Below are 21,865 nucleotides of genomic sequence, written 5' to 3' on the forward strand. Positions count from 1 at the left end.
AAATCATGGTTTTTTTGACACTAAACCCAAGTCGTGTACTGGCGGCTTGCTGGAGCGTTGAAGTGATAAAGGGTGCTGATGGACGAGACTGAGTGGGCTTTTCTTCGATCGCTGACACAATAAAGTCTGATGAGCCTAACGCCAAAACAACTTCATCGGCTTGTGCTTTATTGCCAAGTTTTAGCGTTTTACCATTTTTTTTGACCGCTTCAAGGTTTAGCGTCTCGCCTGCTGCGGTGTTATTGGTGTGAATTTTCCAATATTCAACAGGGACAAATGCCCGAATTTCTCGCTCACGCTCAACCACCAAACGAGTTGCGACACTTTGCACTCGGCCCGCTGACAGACCTCGGGCAATCTTTGCCCAAAGTAGTGGTGATACCATAAAGCCCACCACACGATCCAAAAATCTGCGAGCTTGCTGTGCATTGACACGATCAATGTTTAATTGATCAGGATGCTCAAAGGCTGTTTGGATGGCTGTTTTGGTAATTTCATTAAATACCACACGGCTGTATTTATCATCACTGCCGCCAATCACTTCTTTTAAATGCCACGCAATCGCCTCACCCTCTCTGTCTAAATCGGTGGCAAGATAAATTTTATCGGCCTCCTTGGCAAGTGCTTTTAGTTCACGAATCACCTTGGTTTTGTTTGGCAATATCTCATACACCGCCGCCCAGTCATGTTCAGGGTCAACACCCATACGGCGAACTAATGCTTTTTGGGCTTTTTCTTCACGAGACAAGCCAACATCTTGGGTTTTGTTGGTTTTGGTCGCACTGCCACCAACAGGCAGATCACGCACATGACCCACGCTTGAACGCACCACATAATCTTTACCCAAATATTTATTAATGGTTTTGGCTTTTGCAGGCGACTCCACAATCACTAAGGATTTGCCCCGAGCATTGGCTTTGGTCAATGCTGCCTCAGCTTTGGTGGTCGTTTTTTTAGAAGTTGCCATGATTATGCCTTTATTTAAATTTGCTAAATATCTGAGAATTTATCCAGAATCCCTAGGGTGAATGGGTATCCATGTGCATTTATAGGGTGCAAATGTGGTTTTGTCAATCATTTTATAAAAATTTGCTCAAAGTTTTCGCAAAAACAATCACGCCCATCAGGGCGATTTGCCACCATCAATCAATTTTGCCCAAGCCATCAGCTGGGTTTTGATGTCGTTTAAGTCGGATTGAGCTTTTATTTTATCCAGCTTATAAGCCTTTTGGCTGTGTTGGTATTTATCATCCAACCAGTAAAGCGAGATATGATTTGCTTTCATTGACAGTCCCAGAACTTGAGCCTTGATATGTTCAGGCAGATGTATGGGCTGCTCATCAAGGCGGCGTACTTGTGTCAGCATCTTTGGCGTATAAAACTGCTGCGGTATCAGATGCCAACAACCTGCCATGACATGATATTGAGCCATTGGTAGCCTAAGGTCTTCTATGATGACAGTGTACTGAGCAACCCAAGGCATGCTATCTGCTCTGGCATACGCATCTTTTTTGGTGGGTTTGAGTGCATCATACCTATCTTTAAGCCAATTTGGGCAAGTGATAAGCTTAGGAAAAATACCAAAATGACGCACCATCAGCCGAAAATCTGCCACTCGCATTTGATTGGCATTGGGGCGAGCTGCCATAAAATTGCCCACCCAAAAACCAGCAACAACAAGCACAACAATAATAGCGATACTTTCGCTTGATAGTGACATCATATCATCCTACAAAAGCAGCTGACGCTTGCCACTGTTATCCATCGATGAGACCAGTCCACGCTCTTCCATTTGATCAAGCAGACGCGCAGCACGATTGTATCCGATGCTAAACTTACGCTGCACCGATGAGATGGATGGCTTTTTAGTCTCAACCACAAAAGCCGCTGCCGCCTCATATAACTCATCGCCTGCAACGCTACCACCTGCATCACCGCTACCCTCACCTTCAAAAGAATAACTGTCAGATAAATCAATATAGTCAGGCTTGCCACGCTCACGCCAAGCATCACAGACTCGATTGACCTCATCGTCATCCACATAAGCACCATGCACACGCTCAGGATGATTTTTACCTGGTCCAATGAACATCATATCGCCATGCCCCAACATATCCTCAGCGCCACCTTCTTCGATGATTGTGCGACTATCAACTTTAGAGCTGACACGCAGTGCAACACGAGCAGGAATATTCGCCTTAATCAAACCTGTTACCACATTCACCGTCGGGCGTTGGGTAGCAAGCAATAAATGAATACCAGCGGCGCGTGCTTTTTGTGCCAAACGCACAATCGGCTCTTCGGCAGTTTTACCAAGCTGCATGATCATATCGGCAAATTCATCCGCCACAATCACAATCGTTGGCAGTGGCTTAAGCTTGGGCGGCTTATCTTGGCTGACACTTTGATTAATGTGCCATAAAGGGTCATAAATTGGTTCACCCTCAGCTTCGGCGACTTCCACTTTTTTATTAAATTCACTGATTTTTCGCACTCGAAGCTTGCTCATCAGCTGATAACGGCGTTCCATTTCATTGACACACCAAGTCAAAGCAGCAACCGCATCTTTCATATCAGTGATGACAGGGGTCAATAGATGCGGAATGTCGCCATAGTTGGCAAGTTCAAGCTGTTTTGGGTCAATGAGTACAAGTTTAAGCTCATCGGGCGTGTATTTTAGTAGCATAGATAATAAAAATGAGTTCACCAATACCGATTTACCCGACCCTGTCGTACCTGCCACCAGCATATGGGGTGCTTTTGCCAAATCAGCAATCACAGGCTTGCCGCTGATGTCTTTACCGACAGCGATGGCAATTTGGTTATTTGGACTTTGATAATCTTTAGTATCCAACAGCTCAAGCAAATGCACCATCTCACGCTTTTGATTGGGTACCTCAATACCAATATACGGCTTACCTGGAATCACCTCAACCACACGCAAAGATGCTTTGGACATCGAGCGTGCCAAATCCTGAGAGATGCGTGTGACTCGGCTTGCCTTGACACCCGGTGCAAGCTCAACCTCAAAGCGTGTGACCACAGGGCCAACCATGGCTGAGACAACTTGAGCTTGAATATTAAATTCTTGAAGTTTAATCTCCAAAAGCTCTGAAGCTTGCTGCAGTTCATCATCGCTCACTTTAGGTTTATTGGATAAATTGGGCTTATCTAATAAGTCCAGCTCAGGAATCGGTGTTAAACTCAAACGATAGCTTAAGGTATCCATCGCACGAGACTGTACAGGCGTTGCTGACTGTTTTGGTTTGGGTGTCTGATGCGTCTGCTCTTGGTTAGGCTTGGTGTCCTTGGTTGTTTTAACTTCAGTCGCCTGATTTTCATCAAAGTTGGGGCCAACTTTTTGAATTGTTTTAAATCGCTCTACGGTTGATGGGTTGTTATTAATGACGATCTGGTTGGACGACTCATTTAGCTCACCCAAATGCGTTGCGTCATCCAACTTATCATGACGATACTTCATCGGGTCAGTTGTAGCTGCTTGTTGCGTTTCTTGGTAAATGTTTTCCGCTTCTGCTTTGGCAGCTTGTTTGCTGGCTTCATTATCACGCTCAGCGATTAGCTCATCACGCAATCCAGAATGGCGTAAAAAGCTCTCAAGCACACCTTCATGATTATGCGGTGTGCTTACCACCGCCGATGTAACAGGGCTTGTACTTTCATCTGGTATGGTACTGATGGTACTGTTTGCACTTTCTGGTTTAGGCTCCAAGTCTACTTTGGGGGTGGATTTATCGCCGCCAATCCAATGAAAAACCAGACCCATCAGATAACGCCAACGAATCTCAAAGCTCAACAAAGAGATGAGGATAATTATTCCGATCAAAAGTAGAGCCGTTACCGTCCCGCCAAAAATACCAGCCAAGCTTTTTTGTAGCTCAAACCCAATCGCCCCGCCCAAACGGGTTGCAAGCAAAGCATTTGTCATCTCACCAATATAAGCAAGCAAGGCACTGACAAATAATATCAACAGCCCATAGGCAAATAATCTTAGTACCCAAAATAGCTTAACATGCGACCACCATAGCCGAACCAGCTCATATGCCAGCACCAGCACAGCCACCCATGCCCCAAAACCAAATAAGGTATGCAAAATATCTGATACCCAAGCACCAAGTAGCCCACCGACATTATTAATGGTTGAATGGCTGCCAACATGTGACCATGCCGAATCCGTCTGATCATAAGACAGCAGCGATAAAAATAAAAATACCAACAATACAATGCCAAAAATGCTAAAAATCAGTTGCTTAATGGTAGGTAGCTTACCCATAAAGCGGGCAATGGTCGGATTTTGAAATAGATTACTCATGATGACTCGTTGGCAGGCGATAGGTGTCTTTTTGACATAACTGTCTATTATAGCGAATTTGATTCAATTAGCCAAACATTTGCAAATTGTTATACAGTATCAAATAAAGCCGTGCCTTTATACCGCTTATGCCATTGGCTTGTTTATAAAATTGCTTGTTTATCAAAATTAATAGCGATCACCCTAAGGGCATATTTGCTTCTCCGATACCCAAAGCACGCCCTGAATTATTGATAATAGTAATAAATATAGAAAAAATTACGAAAAATATTTTGTCTTTATGCATTTTTAGGGTAGAATTATCTTGATAAATTTTTTTATGAAACTGTATAGATTTTTTCTGACCTTTGTACTAATTTGCACCTTTTTAGGATTTTTCATGACCGATTCACGCCCCATTGCTCTGGACTTACAAGACATTCATAAAAGCTATGGCTCACTTGAGGTGTTAAAAGGTGTGTCTTTGACCGCATACGATGGTGATGTGATCAGTATTTTAGGCTCATCAGGCTCTGGTAAGTCCACCTTACTTCGCTGCATCAATCTGCTTGAAAAGCCTACCTCGGGAAAAATCATTGTCGGTCAAGAGACATTAAAACTTAAATCACATAAAGGCGAATTGGTTGCAGCCGATAATAAACAACTTGAAAAACTACGCTCAAAAATTGGCTTTGTGTTTCAAAATTTCAATTTGTGGCCGCACAAAACCATTTTACAAAATATCATCGAAGGCCCTACGCAAGTGCTTGGTATCTCAAAAGCTGACGCCATCAAAGATGCCGAACGGCTTTTGACCAAGGTTGGTCTTTTGGATAAAAAAGATGCCTATCCTGACAATCTGTCAGGCGGTCAGCGTCAGCGTGTCGCAATCGCTCGCTCGCTTGCCATGCAGCCACAAGTACTGCTGTTTGATGAACCCACCTCGGCACTAGACCCTGAGCTGGTCAATGAAGTACTTGCTGTCATGCGTGAGCTGGCCGACGAGGGTCGTACCATGCTCATTGTCACGCACGAGATGCGTTTTGCTCGTGAAGTCTCAAGCAAAGTGGTATTTTTACACCAAGGTCGCATTGAAGAGATTGGCACACCAAAAGAAGTATTTGACCACCCAAAATCTGCACGCGTACGAGAATTTATGGCATCGCACCGCTAATTTTATTGTCGCCAATTTTTATTAACCCAAGGAATTATCATGATAAAACCATTTGCCACTTTGGCAACTGTCGCTTGTGTTACTTTGGCGGGTTGTACCAAAGAAGAAACCAGCACCCAAACAACAGCACCCGCTCAGCCAAGCCAAAAAAGCATTGTGATCGCAACTGAAGCCGCCTACCCACCATTTAATGACACGGATGCCAGCGGTCAGATTATCGGTTTTGATGTGGATGTGATGAATGCCTTATGTGCCGAAATGCACGCTCACTGTCAGATAATTGCTCAGGATTGGGATGGCTTAATCCCAAGCTTATTGGCAGGCAAATATGACGCCATCATCGCAGGCATGTCCATCACCCCAGAGCGTCAAGCACAAGTAGATTTTTCGGACTCTTATTTTTCAAATACGATCGTTTGGCTTGCCAAAAGTGATGGCAGCTTTGATCCCAATAATATCACCAATCAAACCCTTGCCAGTCAGCGTGGTACTACTGGTGCTGCCTATATCACCGAAAAATATGATGGTAAAGATGGCAATCGTGTTCAGCTGCATGACACCTACACCAATGCTTATTTGGACACAAAAGCAGGACGCAATCATGCAGTCATGGCTGAAAAAGTATCGGCTATTGACTGGCTAAAGCAAGAGGGTAATGGTGAGTTTGGCTTAATCGGCGAAGAGATTGATAATAACGATCACTTGGGTATCGCCGTACGCAAAGGCGACAGCCTAAAAGCTGAGTTTGATGCAGCTTTAGCAAAAATCAAAGAAAGCGGTAAATTGGCAGAAATTGAAAAAGCTCACTTTCAATCAGATACTTTTTAAGTTTGGCACACCTACTTTTGGTGTGTCGATTATCCATTCTTGCATATTAAGCATATTAAGAGGTGATCATGACAACCGTGTTAAAATTTACCACAGCCGCATTTTGTGTTTCTTTACTTGCTGCTTGTAGCAATGAGTCTACGACCAATACCAAAACTGCTGCTGCACCTAACAGCTCGACCTCACAAAAAGAATTGATTATCGCTACTGAATCTAGCTTTAAGCCATTTAGCTATCTTGACAAGCAAGGTCAATTGGTCGGCTTTGAGATTGATTTGGCAAATGCACTATGCAAGCAGATGCAAGCAGATTGTCAAATCGTAAGCCAAGACTGGGACAGTCTTATTCCAAGCTTGAACGCCAATAAGTCTGATGCCATCATGGCGGGTATGTCCATTACCGAAGAACGCCTAAATGCAGTGGGCTTTAGTGAGCCTTATTTTGATAATACGCTTGTTTTGATTGGTAAGAAAGACAATACCGCCACCATCAATGACATCACTGGTAAAGCTGTTGCAACGCAGCAGGCAACTGTTTCAGCGGAATATCTTCAAAAACATTATCCAGACGCCAACATCAAAACTTATGATAAGCAAGACAACGCTTATCTTGATTTGACCGCTGGGCGTGTTGAATTTATGTTGTCTGATGTCGTGCCTGCTACTGACTGGCTTGCCACTGAAGCTGGCTCTGAATTTGAGATCAAAGGCATGCCCATTGATATCGGTGATAAAGTCGGTATCGCTGTGCGTAAAGATAGCAGCCTAAAAGCGGATTTTGACGCTGCACTTGCCAGCCTAAAAACTAATGGCAAATATGATGAGATTGTTGCCAAATACTTTAACAGCCAAGCATTAGGTCAATAATTTTAAGCCGATGGTGTTTGGTTTTAGTCAAGTCACGCTACACCATCAAAATTTAAGTCACACCAAATCAAGGAGTAGATTGTGAAATTTAAAACATTTGGACTTATGGCAGCCATTGTTGGTACATTTAGTATCTCAGCTTGTAGCGGTCAAAACGAACAAAGCACAAAAGCCAGTGGTGACACCTTGCGTATTGCGACCGAAGGCACTTATGCACCATTTAACTACACCAATCCAGATGGCAGTTTGGGTGGCTTTGATGTGGATATCGCCAATGCGTTATGCAACAAAATGCAAACCGAATGCCAAATCATTGCCCAAGATTGGGACGGTATTATACCAGCATTAAAAACAGGTAAGTTTGATGCCATTGTTGCAGCAATGTCAGTCACCCCTGAGCGTAGTGAGCAGGTGGATTTTAGCGAGCCTTATTTTGTCAACTCTTTGGTATTTTTGGCAAAAAAAGGTTCAAATTTTGATCCGAGCAGCACCGATGCCATCAATAATGCCAAAATTGTTGCTCAGCGTTCAACCATCTCAAGTCAATGGTTAACCCAAACTTATCCAAACAGCAAGCCACAGCTGTACGATACGCTGGACAATGCTTTTATTGATTTAGGTAATGAGCGTGCTGACGCTATGATTTCTGACAAACTGCCAGCATTAACTTGGCTTAGCTCGGACTTGGGTCAAAATTTTGAGATCAAAGGTGGGGACATTAATATCAATGATAAAGTCTCCATTGCTGTCGATAAAGGCAATACCGCACTATTACAAAAATTCAATGAGGCTTTGGCTGCAATCAAGGCTGATGGCACCTATAAACAAATTGTCATTAAGCACTTTGGTGAAGCAGGTATGCCAACTAATATTGAATAATGAATAAGACTGCCAAAAAGGCATAAAATGCTGTGCTTTCGGCGGTAAAATCCATCGCCGAAAGTTGCTTTTTATATGGTAATTTGATTTTTGTGACACCATCTTTTAATGATTGGCTAAGCAGGTTGCTTAAAATAAGACAAACCACAGCAATCAACTGATGGTATTTTATAATTTAAGGTACTAGCGTGTTTGACTTACAAGGCTACGGCCCAATTTTATTGCAAGGTACAATTCTGACCATAAAGCTTGGGCTTGCCAGTTTGGTATTTGGTCTGTTATTCGGTTTGCTTGGTGCACTTGCCAAGCTTTCTGGCGTTTGGATATTACAAAAAATTGCCGATGCCTATACAACAATCGTCCGTGGCATACCTGAGCTTTTGATGGTTTTTTTCATCTTCTTTGGCGGTAGTATCATTTTAGTCACCATTGCAAAGCAAATGGGCTATACAGGACGCATTGATGTGAGTCAATTTTGGGCAGGCGTTACTGCCCTATCTATCATGTTTGGTGCTTATGCGACCGAAGTTTTTCGCATGGCAATTCAAGACATTCCCAAAGGACAATGGGAGTCTGCCCAAAGCATCGGTATGACGCCAACACAGACATTGACACGCATTATTCTACCTCAAATGTGGATGGTGGCACTACCTGGTCTTGGCAACTTAACTTTGGTACTACTTAAAGATACAGCCTTGGTTTCGTTGATTGGTTTACAAGATTTAATGTATTTTGCACAGCGTGCAGCACAATCCACCCAAAAACCTTTTACATTTTATTTAGCTGCTGCTTTTATCTATTTGGCTTTGACTTCGGTGATTACACTTTTTATCATGTGGTGTGAATCTCGTGCCAACCCTGCCGCACGGTATGCCAAGCTACTTCACAAACGCTCAGGGGGTCAATCATGAATTGGAATTGGCAAGCAATCATTAACTATTTTCCAGATTTACTCGCAGCATCGGTTACGACCATTGAGCTTGTGGTCCTGTCTTGTGCTTTGGGTCTTGTATTTGGTGTGATTCTTGGGCTATGGCGACTGTCTCCAGTATTGTGGCTTCGTGCCATTCCAGCGACTTATATTTTTTTCTTTCGTGGCACGCCTTTATTGGTTCAGATTTTTTTAATTTACTATGGCTTGGGTCAGTTTACCGCACTCAAAGAGTCCTTTCTTTGGGATCCAATTTTTAGTCAAGCATACTGGTGTGCCATCATCGCCTTTACCTTAAATACTTCGGCCTATATCGGTGAAATCGTTCGTGGTGCGGTCATGGCTGTGCCTACTGGGGAATTGGAAGCCGCCGACGCCATTGGTATGTCAAAACAGCAAAAATTACACCGTGTCATCCTACCTCGTGCCTTTGGTATCATGATACCTGCTTATAGCAATGAAGTGATATTTATGCTAAAGGGGAGTGCTTTGGCAGCATCAATTACGGTGGTTGAGCTGACGCACAAGGCACGAGACATCATTTCCATTACTTATCTTCATTTGGAGATGTTTTTTGCCGCTGGTATGATTTATTTGGTGATCAGCTGGGTGTTTTTATTCATTTTTCGCCAATTTGAGCACCGTGTCAATCGTCATAAACGCTATATCCCACCTGCGGTAAATCCTAATCCACCGATTTAATTTAAGGAAGACTGATGACACTACATACCATTATTTTAGCTGCTGGTAAAGGCACACGCATGAAATCCAACCGACCCAAAGTTTTACAAACCTTGGCAGGCAAGGCTTTGGTTCAGCATGTTTTGGATACTTGTACACAAATTCAAGCAGATGGTACGATTTTGGTTTATGGCTTTGGCGGTGAGATGGTCAAAGAGGCACTATCTACCCATACAGTTATATTTGCCGAACAAACACAGCAGTTAGGCACAGGTCATGCGGTCAAGATGGCATTACCCTATCTGCCAAAAGAAGGTAAAAGCCTGATTTTATATGGCGATGTACCTTTAACTCAGGCCGAAACCTTACAAAACCTTGTTAAAGCCAATACCAGCGGTATCTCAATGCTGACTTTAACTGTGAAACAGCCGTTTGGTTTGGGTCGGATTGTCCGAGATCAGGGCAAGGTCGTTGCCATCGTTGAAGAAAAAGATGCCGATGTACAACAAAAATTAATCACAGAGATTAACAGTGGCATCTATTGTGTGGATAATGCGTTGCTTCATAAATATCTACCCATACTGAACAATAACAATGCTCAAGGCGAATATTATTTGACAGATATTATCAAATTGGCTGTTGATGATGGCGTTGAAATTGTAACCATTGAACCTAAGTTTGCCTTTGAAATTGAAGGCGTGAATGATCGTATTCAGCTTGCCAATCTTGAGCGAGATTTTCAATCACACCAAATTCATCAATTACAAATCGCTGGCGTACAGTTTGCCGACCCAAATCGTGTCGATATTCGTGGCAAATTGACCTGCGATCGAGATGTTTTTATTGATATTAATACAGTATTTGTCGGTGATGTCCATCTGGGCATGGGCGTGCAGATTGATGCGGGCAATGTCATTACAAATAGTCATATTGGCAACCAAACACACATTAAACCCAACTGTGTCATTGATGATAGTATGATTGGTCAAAATGTTAGCATTGGACCATTTGCCCATATAAGACCAAAAACCATACTATCAGATGATGTTAAAATTGGTAATTTTGTAGAAACTAAGAAAACGACCGTAGGTGTTGGCAGTAAGATTAATCATCTAAGCTATGCTGGCGATAGTATCATCGGGCAAAATGTCAATATTGGTGCTGGTGTAATTACCTGTAACTATGATGGCATCAATAAGTTTACCACCACAATTGGTGATCGTGCGTTCATCGGCAGTAATTCAAGCTTAGTTGCTCCTGTGACTGTCGGTATGGGTGCAACAATCGGTGCAGGATCAGTCATCACCAAAGATGCCAAAGACAATGCTTTGACCTTGGCTAGAGCGAAACAAGCCACCATTATCGGTTGGTCACGCCCCAAAAAAAATCAAGTTTAGTGCTTTGGTATTGATTTTTGATTTAATCATGAAAAAGTTTTTATCTTCAATAAAAGCCAGCTAAACCAAAGGTTAAAGCATAAAAATCAAAAGCTGACCATGATTATGCCTAAAAGTCATACCATTTGAACAAAAAAATTATCAAAAAAAGGGTTTATTAACTAAACCCTTTTTAAAATTGTCTTTATAAAATGACTTAAATATGATGAAAATTCACCAAATTATCAATCTTTTTTACGACCAAAACGCTTACGCTCATTTTCAGTCAAATACCGCTTGCGGATACGGATCGATTTAGGTGTCACCTCAACCAATTCATCATCTTCGATAAACTCAAGTGCCTGCTCAAGTGTATAATCCAGCGCTGGGGTTAAAATAATCGCATCATCAGAGCCTGACGCTCGAATATTAGTCAACTGCTTGGCCTTGGTCGGGTTTACCACCATGTCATCTGAACGAGAATTAATGCCAATAATCATGCCTTCATACACTTCAAGCTGTGGCTTAGCAAACAAACGACCACGCTCTTGTAGGCTAAATAAAGCATAAGCCAAACAGGTACCTGTTACCATTGATACCAGCACACCATTTTGACGCTTGGCTACCGTACCATCTTTGGCAGGGCCATAGTGGCTAAAGCTGGAAGTCATAATACCTGTGCCTGAAGTCATGTTCAAAAACGCCGAACGAAAACCAATTAAGCCACGAGAAGGCACAGTAGCTTCAATACGAATACGACCTTTGCCGTCAACCTCCATATTCGTCAGCTCACCTTTACGGTTGCCCATCTCCTGCATGACTGCTCCTTGATGCTGTTCCTCAACATCAAAAGTAACATTTTCATACGGTTCACACATGACGCCATCAATCTCTTTCATGATGACTTGCGGGCGTGATACGCCAAGCTCAAAACCTTCACGACGCATATTTTCAATCAATACCGACAAATGTAACTCGCCACGACCTGAAACTTTAAATTTTTCAGGGCTGTCTGTATCTTCAACACGCAGTGCAACATTATGAATCAATTCACGGTCAAGGCGTTCACGGATATTACGAGAAGTTACAAACTTACCTTCTTTGCCAGCAAATGGTGAGTCGTTAACCTGAAAAGTCATCGAGACCGTCGGCTCATCAACAGACAGTGCTGGCAGGGCTTCAACATGTTGTGGGTCACAAATCGTATCAGAGATGTTCAAAGAATCAATACCTGTAATACAGATAATGTCTCCTGCCTGAGCCGATTCAACATCAACACGCTCAAGACCATGGTAGCCCATAATTTTTAAAATTCGTCCATTGCGTTTATTGCCATCTTTATCAATGATTGCAACGGGCGTATTTGTTTTTACAGAGCCTCTTTGAATACGACCAACCCCAATCACCCCAACAAAGCTATTGTAGTCAAGGCTTGATATTTGCATTTGAAATGGACCGTCGACATCCACCTTAGGAGGCTCAACGATATCAACAATCGTCTCAAATAGTGGCGTCATATCATCAGCAAGATTATCTGGTTCAAGTCCTGCAATCCCATTAATACCCGATGCATAGACAATAGGAAAATCTAACTGCTCATCAGTCGCATCTAAACTGTCAAACAAATCAAAGACTTGGTCAATTACCCAATCTGCACGAGCGGCTGGCTTGTCAATTTTGTTAATGACAACAATCGGTTTAAGTCCACGAGCAAATGCTTTTTGAGTCACAAATCGTGTTTGTGGCATGGGACCTTCTTGAGAATCCACCAATAATAATACACAGTCAACCATCGACATGACACGCTCAACCTCGCCACCAAAATCGGCATGCCCTGGGGTATCAACGATATTGATACGATACTCAGTGTTAGTACGCTTATCAGTCCATCGAATGGCGGTATTTTTTGCCAGAATCGTAATCCCTCGTTCAGACTCAAGGGCATTTGAGTCCATCACGCGTTCGATTTCACCAGAACGCTCACCCAAAGCGCCTGATTGCTGTAAAAGTTTATCAACTAAGGTAGTTTTACCGTGGTCAACGTGAGCGATGATTGCAATATTGCGTAAATGCTTAATGTCGTCTGCCATAAATACTCATATAAAGATTAATAGTCGTGCGATATGCCCGAACTGATAAAAGGCTTAAAAATAACTCAATTGATAAAATCAGTCAGTTGGCTTAACTCATCTGATTTATTCAAAAGCTAAGAAAACCGCTTATTATAACATAAATCAGTCTAACTGAACCAAAAATTTACACCAAATAAAAAAGCCACCAAAAAGGTGGCTTTTTTATCGATAAGGCTTGAGAATTCAAGCTGATTACCAAATACTCATGTGCAATTATTGAACAATCATATCTTTGGTTTGATCAACAGTCGTTGTTTTGCTACCAGTGATTACTGCTTCTACACGACGGTTCATCGCTTTACCTTCAGCAGTAGTATTTGGAGCGATAGGACGATCAAAGCCATAACCAACTGCATTTAGGCGGTTTGGAGCGATACCAAATTCGTTAGATAGCATTGATTTAACAGCATTAGCACGAGCTTCAGATAGACGCTGGTTGTAGCGTGCACTTGAGCGTGCTGAATCGCGTGATGCGTGACCTTCAATGGTTGCAGTTGCATTTGGGAATTCACGCATTTGCGCAGCAACCTTAGCAACTTCTTCACGGTATTGTGGTTTGATGATTGATTTATCATAATCAAAGAATACACGCAACTCTTGGCGAAGCTCTTCTACCAAATTAACCTGTACTGGGCAACCGCGTGGATCAACAACAGTGTTTACTGGAGTTCCTGGGCAGGCATCCAGATGATCAGGCACACCATCTCCGTCTGAATCAACAACAATATCTTCAATTACAGCTGGTGCTTCCTCAATGACAGGCTCAGGTTCTGGTTTAGGAAGGATCACAGGTGCTGGAGCAACAACTGGTTCAGCAACAGGTTCTGCCACTGGTGCTACTGGTACTGCAGGTGCCAAACGACCACCCAAAGTTACCTCTAAACCAGCCAACGCCAAGCCTTCCCACCATTTGTTATCAAAATTATGGATAGCACGGGCTTCACCACGAAGTGCAAGGGCATCATTGACTAAGTAGCGAGCACCAAGACCTAAGTTACCGATGGTGTCTTTAGACTCAGCAACTTCTTGACCTGCTTTTACAACTTGCTTTTCTGCAATGTTTTGCCCATTGGCTACTTCTGCTGTATAACCATCAATTGCATTTACTTTAATTTTAGATTGACCTGCACCAACCAAGACATAGGGCTTGAATTTATTTGTTGGATTGTAGCCACTGAACTGCTCAGTACCAATCAAAAAGTTACCGCTGATGGTTTCTTGCTCAGCATCAAAGCGATGTGCAGATTTGTCTGAAGATTTTGCATCACGGTTAGAGATACCATATTCAACTTGGAATTGAGTTGATGGCGTAAGTTCGATACCAATCGCAGCACCAGTCCATAGCTCACTGTCCAGTGCGACACCGCCATTAGCTGGTGCAGGTGCATTAGTAGCATCTAGCTCTAGCTTCTTGCCAGTGCGTAAGATTTTGCGTTGATCATTGTGGGCTTCGTCAGTGTAATGATAGCCAAGTAGTAGTGGGCTGACTGTCACACCAGCTTGAGCAGCAACTGGAGCTGCAACTGGAGCTGCAACGGCTGCGATGACCGCAAGAGCGATTTTATTAAATTTCATAAATTCCTCCAAGGAATGGTTGGTTTTTCAAGATTACCGCACCTATTTTAGCATAGCGATCCAAGACCTGCCAATAATCTGTTACAAAATTTTGCAGATTCTTAGTGACTAATGAGTCAAACCAATAGGTATTCATTGTGGCTTGTGGGCTTAGCTTAATGGTAAATGAATTTTTTTACAACCTTTTTTTGAACAAAAATACATAATATTACACAATAGTCATCATTATTTACGATTTTCTTTCTAACGCATCAATGATTGGTCGTTTTATCTTGAACAAAAGCCATTTTCATTGCCTTGACTGCATTATCAAGCCCCATAAATATCGCATCTGAAATCAATGCATGCCCGATATTCAGCTCATGAATACCATCAATTTGGGCAATCGCTGCAACATTATCACGCGTCAAACCATGACCTGCATTAATCAATAATGATGATTTTTTTTGTGCCATTGCAACGGCTTTTTGAATACGGTCAAGCTCTTTATCAACAAGCTTTTGATTATTTTGTAAAGTCGCTTGAGCATAAGCTCCCGTATGCAGTTCAATCGCATCAGCACCCAAAGCAATTGCAGCATCAATTTGATGCGGATCTGGATCGATGAATAAAGAAACCTTAATATCCGCCTGCTGAAGACTGTGTATAAATGCTTGAATATTTGATAAATTGGCGATATCAAGCCCACCTTCTGTAGTCAGCTCTTGGCGTTTTTCTGGTACTAAACACACCCATGCTGGTCGTACCTTTAGGGCAATATTTAGCATCTCATCAGTGACTGCCATCTCAAGATTCATGCGTGTTGTCAATTGCCCAATCAATTCATAAACATCTTCATCTTGAATATGTCGACGATCTTCTCGCAAATGCAAGGTAATCCCTGATGCGCCCGCTTGCTCACAAATCAGCGCTCCTTTAATGGGGCAAGGATAGCCGACACCTCGTGCATTTCGTAATGTGGCAATGTGATCGATATTGACACCTAATAATGGTATATTCATCATATTCCTTAATGTAGTTAAATCGCTATTGCAAATATTGGATACTTTGTTGCCATAATGTGCGACTATGTAAGGGCTGATGGTTCAATAAATTATCCAAAACTGCCTTTTGGATTTGGCTAAATTGATCCAAAAACTCCAAAGCAAGTTCTGGCTCTTCCATTGCAGCACCCATCTGTAAAATTTGTGAGCCTGTATAACATACGCCATCAAACCGAATCTTAGGGTCAATTTGCGTCCGTACAAGATGTGCTAACATAAAACCCATTTGAGGTATAAAGCAATACATGGCATCGGCATTGATCGGCACACCATGCCCATCAACACAAAAATCCATCATAACCCCAAGCTCTGAAAACAGTCCTCTTTCAAAGCTGCGTAAGTAAAGCTTCATTGCCTGCATCTTATCTACTGCCATCAGCGATAACCGATCCAATGCATGAAGTTTGGTCATATTGGTATGATAAACTTGCCACAGCTTAGGACAAGGACTTTCGGTGGCAAGTAGCTTATCAAGTATCTCATTCATATATAACAGTGCATACTGCACTCGCCCTGTCATCAAACCATAACTTGCTGGATGATAAGCCGCTTCGTTTGACTGTGCTGTTAGTTGCCGCACAAATTCATCTGAAAATCCCAAGCTGATTTGACCAAAGCTTTTTAATGACTTTGTACCACTTGACATAAGCCAAATGGGCGTAAACAAAGGCATGCCACGCCCACCGATACCATGTACCACGCCCTTTTCATACGAAAAGAATTGATAAATTGCCCGCTTTTCTTGATAAGGACGCTGATGAAGCAGATAGCCATTAAGTGCAGTGGCACGCATGAATGTATCTCAAAATATTTGACTTAATAACCCAAACTATTGAGGGCGCGCTCATCATCACTCCAACCACGCTTAACTTTTACCCATAAAGTCAGCATAATTTTTCGGTCAAATAACACTTCCATATCTTTACGGGCATCAATACCAACTTGTTTGATTTTTGCCCCTTTATCGCCAATGATAATTGATTTTTGACCTGCACGCTCTACAAAAATTGTCGCATCAATGAATGTCACCGCTTTACGCCATTTTCCTGTCTCTGGGTCTTTATGTGCAGGCTCATCTTTAAAGGTATCAATTTGTACCGTCAAATCATAAGGCACTTCATCACCAGAGATACGCATGATTTTTTCTCGAATAATCTCTGATGCTAAAAAACGCTCTGAGCGGTCGGTAATTTGTTCAGCATCAAAAATGGCTGGTCTGATCGGCAAATACTCACCAATGACAGACTGTAATCGATCAAGATTATGGCGACGAAGTGCAGAAACAGGGATGATATCTGCAAAATCAAAACTTTCGCTAAAGCTTTCGATGACAGGCAAAAGTTTTGATTTGTCTTTAACGGTATCTGCTTTATTAATGACTAAGATAACGGGTAAATTGGTCGCTGATAACTTCTCAAGCGTTAATAAATCATCTTCTCGCCATTGAATGCCATCAACCACAAACAGCACCACATCCACATCAGCTAACGCAGAAATGGCAGCTTTATTCATTCGCTCATTGATAGCACGCACCTCTTTACTGTGAATTCCGGGTGTATCAACAAACACAATTTGCCTATCTTCATCTGTCAAGATACCATGAATACGATGGCGGGTTGTCTGTGGCTTTCTTGAAGTAATCGACAGCTTTTGTCCAAGCATGTGATTCATAAGCGTTGATTTGCCAACATTGGGACGCCCAACAATTGCAACAAACCCTGCCCTAAAAGACTCATTTTTTGGTGTTGATCGATTCTCAAAAAACGCCGAAATGGTATCTTCATTGCTATGGGTCTTGGTATTATCAGACATATTTTTCCTTATGATTGCACTTTGGCTAATATCTTTAAAGCAAACTTAACTATTAGGCAATAATTTATTTAATTGATTAATCATTCTTTCGGCACATTTTTGTTCAGCAATACGGCGGCTGGCACCTGTTTCGATAATGGGGTCAACGCCGACAACCGTACAATGGCAGCGAACGACAAACACTTGATTAGGCGCACTACCCAAAGTTTGGATAAGTTCATAAGTTGGTAATGGTAAGCGATTGCCCTGAAGTAGCTCCTGTAGACGAGATTTGGCATCTTTGAGTACCTGTTCTTGACCTACCTCTTGAATCAGATCTTTGTACCAATCCATCACCATACGATGAATAATATTTTCGCCATCGCTGTTTAAATTATCCAAATACACAGCAGCAATGAGTGCCTCGACTGCATCCGCCAAAATTGATGCACGGTGGCGACCCCCACCTTTACGCTCGCCAACTCCCAAAATCAGATGCCGAGACAATTCAAGGTGGTCAGCAATCTGCACGAGGGTTTCTTGGCGTACTAAAGCTGCTCGCATTCGTGTAAGCTTGCCTTCATCATGCTTAGGATACTGTGCAAATAACGCTTTTGTAATAATTGAGCTTAGCAGCGCATCCCCCAAAAACTCCAGACGCTCATAGCTTTTTTTAGGATCATAAGAACGATGGGTTAAAGCACGACAAAGTAGCGACACATCTTTAAAAGTATAACCAAGCTTAGCATAAAGCACAGGCAACCCTTGTTCAAAATCAGAAAAATAAGGCATCTGATCAGGAGTTTTGGTCACCTTTTGTGACATCTTCATGGTTTTTGGTGATTTATTTGCCACCACATACTCCAATCTTAATCAATTGTACCATTACGCCCAAAACTTGGTAATCTAAAACCTGACTCTTTATGCATCCAAATATAAGTTGCCTTACCCGACAGATTAGATTCTGGCACAAAACCCCAAAAACGACCATCATCACTACGATCACGGTTATCACCCATCACAAAAAATTGACCTTCAGGAATCACAATTGACCATTGTTCTCCATGAGAATCAACCACCTCTGGTGAGTGCTCAATTAAAAATGGTGCTTCTGCTGATGAGTTTGAATTTGCAACATATCGTACAGTATAAGTATGGTTACCCAAATTTTCAGTTTGATAGCGTGCCAAATGTTCTTCTTGACGCCCGAAACCTGCTCGGTCTGCATCGCTGAGTGTTTGACCATGAATCATATTGGGTAACATTTTATCCAATAACGCACTTGGCATTTGATAATTCACCGCCGTAGTTTCTACCTTTTCACCATTAATCGACAACACCCCACGATTAAAGCTTACCGTATCTCCAGGCAAGCCAATTACTCGCTTAATAAAATAAATATTATCATTCACAGGATAACGAAAAACAGCAACATCGCCTCGTTTGGGGTTGCCTGTATCCAAAATCTTAGTATGTATAATTGGCAAACGAAGCCCATAAGCTGCTTTATTGACAATAATAAAATCGCCTGTGTATAAAGTTGGCACCATAGAAGATGATGGGATATTAAACGGCTCAATCACAAACGCTCGTACAATCACAATCGCCAACAAAATGGGCAAAAATTCATAAGCCCACCGTACAACTGCAATATGATTGGGAGGATTGCCTACCAAAGCAGCAAGTTTGACACGGCTTGCCTGATAATCCTGATAGGCGCTATACAAATCACTTGGAGCATGAGCATCAGGTGTATAACTTTGGGCATCACTACGCATGCCATAATTTGCTAAAGCCAGCTCAAGTTTTTGTTTATGCATTGAAAGTTGAGTTTCAGTAAACTTAACTTCTTTGGCATGATGCTTGATGGCAAAATGTTGTTTTAAGACAAGCTTATCCACCAACCAAATCAGCAAAAACACCAAAGTTATCGGTACGATCACTAAATTAATATCAAAATTCACCAAATTCTCCTACGGCAAATGCACCAAATTTATACAGCGACACAGCATCAAAATTATTCAACTGTCAACTTTCAAGACTGCCAAGAAAGCCTCTTGGGGAATTTCAACACTGCCAACTTGCTTCATGCGTTTTTTACCTGCTTTTTGTTTTTCAAGCAATTTTTTCTTACGGCTGACATCGCCACCATAGCACTTTGCCAAGACATCTTTACGCATGGCTTTAACCGTGCTTCTTGCAATGATTTGACTGCCAATCGCTGCTTGAATGGCCACATCAAACATTTGGCGAGGAATCAACTCTTTCATTTTTTCAACCAACTGATTGCCACGGCGGCGTGCATGTTCTTGATGGCAAATCATCGCCAATGCATCCACCTTTTCGCCATTAATCAGCACATCAACACGAACCAATTTATCCGCTTCATAACGCTCAAAACCATAATCTAACGATGCAAAACCACGGCTGGCAGATTTTAATTTATCAAAAAAATCCATCACAACCTCACCCATTGGGATATCAAATATAACCTGTACTTGCCGTGCCATAAATTTCATATCCACTTGCACACCTCGACGCTCAATCGCCAAGGTAATGACATTGCCTAAATATTCTTGAGGTACCAAGATATGGCAACGAGCGATCGGCTCACGAAACTCAGCAATGACACCTGTATCAGGTAGTTTGGATGGGTTATCTACATAAATAATATCACCATTTTTCTTGACAATTTCATAAATGACCGATGGTGCTGTCGTAATCAAATCAAGATCATATTCACGCTCAAGCCGCTCTTGAATGATTTCCATGTGCAGCATGCCCAAAAATCCACAGCGAAAACCAAACCCAAGTGCTTCAGAAGTATCAGGCTCAAAAAATAGTGCTGCATCATTAATTTGAAGCTTTTGTAATGCCTCACGAAATTTTTCAAAATCACTGGAATCAATCGGGAACATCCCTGCATAGACTTGAGGCGTAACTTTTTGAAATCCTGGAATATTTTCTACATCTGGTGTTTTGGCATGCGTAATGGTATCGCCCACAGGAGCGCCTTGGATATCCTTAATCCCTGCAATGACAAAACCTACTTCGCCTGCATGTAGCACATCGGTTTCTAGTGATTTTGGTGTAAAAACCCCAACCGAGGTCACAATGTGCGTCTCACCAGTTGATTTAATAAAAATTTTATCGCCTTTGGATACCTGACCTTCACGCACACGCACCAATGACACGACACCCAAATAATTATCAAACCAAGAATCAATAATCAAAGCCTGCAGCGGTGCCTCACGATTACCTTTTGGAGCAGGAATAACATCGCACAATGTTGCTAATAATTCTTCGATACCAACCCCAGTTTTAGCAGATACTCTCGGTGCTTCCACAGCCTCAATACCAATGATATCTTCAATCTCTTCAATCACTCGCTCAGGTTCAACTTGGGGTAAATCAATTTTATTTAAAACAGGTAAAACCTCAAGCCCCTGTTCTACTGCTGTATAACAATTTGCAACACTTTGCGCCTCAACACCTTGAGCAGCATCAACAACAAGCAATGCACCTTCACAAGCCGCTAATGAACGAGATACTTCGTAACTAAAATCCACATGGCCGGGTGTATCAATAAAATTGAGTTGATATGTTTCGCCATTGGGATGATTATAGTACAAAGTTACCGATTGTGCCTTGATCGTGATTCCTCGTTCACGCTCAATATCCATACTATCTAGCACTTGAGCTTGCATCTCACGGTCTGACAAACCACCACAAACTTGAATAAAACGGTCGGCCAAAGTACTCTTACCATGATCGATATGAGCAATAATAGAAAAATTACGAATATGGGAAATATCAGTTGGTTTTTTTGCAGTCATATAAAGTGCTTATCAAAAGAAAATAAAAATCAGATAACAGAATATTCTACCTTATCTGACAATGTTTCGCCATCAATTTCACAGATTTTATGGGTAATTAGCAGGTAGAATAAACAGCACAAAAATTAAACACTCTTCCAAAAACGGCAGCCAAAAACAATATTTTTATATAGTTTCACGATAAATCAAAACAGTTTTATCAGATTAAAGCAGCCATTCTAAACACCACAACAATCCCCAAGCCAAATCATAGTTAGCCACATACTTTGGCAAACCAAACTGGTCAATTGATCGCTTTATGTTTTTATTATCTTTAATAACTTATCTTTAATCAAAATTTGTTTCATTCGTAAATATAAATAAAATATTAATTAAACTAAAGTATGCTAAAGGCTATATAGGTTTTAAATATTATCGCCTTTGCCCAAAAGCATGGTATACCAT

General features: G+C 41.9%; 18 protein-coding genes. 7 read left to right on the forward strand and 11 right to left on the reverse strand.

Going from position 1 to position 21,865, the window contains the following annotated elements; all coding sequences use genetic code 11:
* From HMPREF2573_RS06395 to HMPREF2573_RS06405, 3 genes are all read right to left on the reverse strand, one after another.
* Positions 1 to 967, reverse strand: a 967-nt coding sequence (locus HMPREF2573_RS06395) for a DNA topoisomerase (RefSeq protein ID WP_228141159.1), incomplete at its 3' end; no start/stop codon positions are given.
* 156 nt (positions 968 to 1,123) lie between these two features.
* Entirely contained in the window at positions 1,124 to 1,720 is a 597-nt protein-coding gene (locus tag HMPREF2573_RS06400; RefSeq protein WP_070472936.1) for a hypothetical protein, read from the reverse strand.
* Positions 1,721 to 1,729: 9 nt separating this feature from the next.
* Entirely contained in the window at positions 1,730 to 4,330 is a 2,601-nt protein-coding gene (locus HMPREF2573_RS06405) for a DNA translocase FtsK (protein ID WP_003662668.1), read from the reverse strand.
* Between the two features lie 379 nt (positions 4,331 to 4,709).
* On the opposite strand from HMPREF2573_RS06405, the gene HMPREF2573_RS06410 reads away from it, so the two are divergent.
* The 7 genes from HMPREF2573_RS06410 to glmU all read left to right on the forward strand — a co-directional run bounded on the left by HMPREF2573_RS06410 (position 4,710) and on the right by glmU (position 11,065).
* The gene (locus tag HMPREF2573_RS06410) at positions 4,710 to 5,483 is read left to right on the forward strand and encodes an ABC transporter ATP-binding protein (RefSeq protein WP_003657123.1); all 774 of its coding nucleotides are present in this window, start codon (positions 4,710 to 4,712) and stop codon (positions 5,481 to 5,483) included.
* 39 nt (positions 5,484 to 5,522) lie between these two features.
* On the forward strand, positions 5,523 to 6,311 hold the full coding sequence (locus HMPREF2573_RS06415) for a transporter substrate-binding domain-containing protein (RefSeq protein ID WP_003657124.1): 789 nt from the start codon (positions 5,523 to 5,525) through the stop codon (positions 6,309 to 6,311).
* A gap of 68 nt (positions 6,312 to 6,379) precedes the next feature.
* Positions 6,380 to 7,177 (forward strand): transporter substrate-binding domain-containing protein, encoded by a 798-nt coding sequence (locus HMPREF2573_RS06420; protein ID WP_070472939.1) that lies wholly within the window; start codon positions 6,380 to 6,382, stop codon positions 7,175 to 7,177.
* Between the two features lie 81 nt (positions 7,178 to 7,258).
* A complete protein-coding gene (locus HMPREF2573_RS06425; protein WP_003657127.1) occupies positions 7,259 to 8,056 on the forward strand; it encodes a transporter substrate-binding domain-containing protein in 798 nt (265 codons plus the stop codon).
* 188 nt (positions 8,057 to 8,244) lie between these two features.
* Positions 8,245 to 8,967 carry an ABC transporter permease gene (locus tag HMPREF2573_RS06430; RefSeq protein WP_003662674.1) on the forward strand — a complete coding sequence of 241 codons (723 nt, stop codon included), beginning with the start codon at positions 8,245 to 8,247 and terminating at the stop codon, positions 8,965 to 8,967.
* The gene (locus tag HMPREF2573_RS06435; RefSeq protein ID WP_003658704.1) at positions 8,964 to 9,689 is read left to right on the forward strand and encodes an ABC transporter permease; all 726 of its coding nucleotides are present in this window, start codon (positions 8,964 to 8,966) and stop codon (positions 9,687 to 9,689) included. The genes HMPREF2573_RS06430 and HMPREF2573_RS06435 overlap by 4 nt, the downstream gene beginning before the upstream one ends.
* 14 nt (positions 9,690 to 9,703) lie before the next feature.
* Complete coding sequence (gene glmU, locus HMPREF2573_RS06440) at positions 9,704 to 11,065, forward strand: bifunctional UDP-N-acetylglucosamine diphosphorylase/glucosamine-1-phosphate N-acetyltransferase GlmU (protein WP_070472942.1); 1,362 nt, start codon at positions 9,704 to 9,706, stop codon at positions 11,063 to 11,065.
* A gap of 224 nt (positions 11,066 to 11,289) precedes the next feature.
* Here the strand turns inward: glmU and typA are convergent, their stop codons facing one another.
* From typA to lepA, 8 genes are all read right to left on the reverse strand, one after another.
* Positions 11,290 to 13,134 carry a translational GTPase TypA gene (typA, locus tag HMPREF2573_RS06445; protein ID WP_070472945.1) on the reverse strand — a complete coding sequence of 615 codons (1,845 nt, stop codon included), beginning with the start codon at positions 13,132 to 13,134 and terminating at the stop codon, positions 11,290 to 11,292.
* Positions 13,135 to 13,389: 255 nt separating this feature from the next.
* Positions 13,390 to 14,751, reverse strand: coding sequence for an OmpA family protein (locus tag HMPREF2573_RS06450; protein ID WP_003657138.1), 1,362 nt, complete (start codon positions 14,749 to 14,751; stop codon positions 13,390 to 13,392).
* 251 nt (positions 14,752 to 15,002) lie between these two features.
* Positions 15,003 to 15,752: a pyridoxine 5'-phosphate synthase gene (locus HMPREF2573_RS06455; RefSeq protein WP_003657140.1), complete on the reverse strand. Its 750-nt coding sequence runs from the start codon at positions 15,750 to 15,752 to the stop codon at positions 15,003 to 15,005.
* A 25-nt stretch (positions 15,753 to 15,777) separates the two neighbouring features.
* Positions 15,778 to 16,587, reverse strand: coding sequence for a DNA repair protein RecO (locus HMPREF2573_RS06460; protein WP_003657141.1), 810 nt, complete (start codon positions 16,585 to 16,587; stop codon positions 15,778 to 15,780).
* A 23-nt stretch (positions 16,588 to 16,610) separates the two neighbouring features.
* Entirely contained in the window at positions 16,611 to 17,606 is a 996-nt protein-coding gene (era, locus tag HMPREF2573_RS06465; RefSeq protein WP_003658708.1) for a GTPase Era, read from the reverse strand.
* Positions 17,607 to 17,651: 45 nt separating this feature from the next.
* Positions 17,652 to 18,440, reverse strand: a complete 789-nt coding sequence (gene rnc / locus HMPREF2573_RS06470) for a ribonuclease III (protein WP_003657146.1) — start codon at positions 18,438 to 18,440, stop codon at positions 17,652 to 17,654.
* A gap of 14 nt (positions 18,441 to 18,454) precedes the next feature.
* Positions 18,455 to 19,549: a signal peptidase I gene (gene lepB, locus HMPREF2573_RS06475; protein WP_070472948.1), complete on the reverse strand. Its 1,095-nt coding sequence runs from the start codon at positions 19,547 to 19,549 to the stop codon at positions 18,455 to 18,457.
* 57 nt (positions 19,550 to 19,606) lie between these two features.
* Positions 19,607 to 21,421: a translation elongation factor 4 gene (gene lepA, locus HMPREF2573_RS06480; protein WP_003657149.1), complete on the reverse strand. Its 1,815-nt coding sequence runs from the start codon at positions 21,419 to 21,421 to the stop codon at positions 19,607 to 19,609.
* Positions 21,422 to 21,865 lie beyond the last annotated feature (444 nt).

The sequence above is a fragment of the Moraxella sp. HMSC061H09 genome, assembly GCF_001809255.1.
Classification (GTDB): domain Bacteria; phylum Pseudomonadota; class Gammaproteobacteria; order Pseudomonadales; family Moraxellaceae; genus Moraxella; species Moraxella catarrhalis.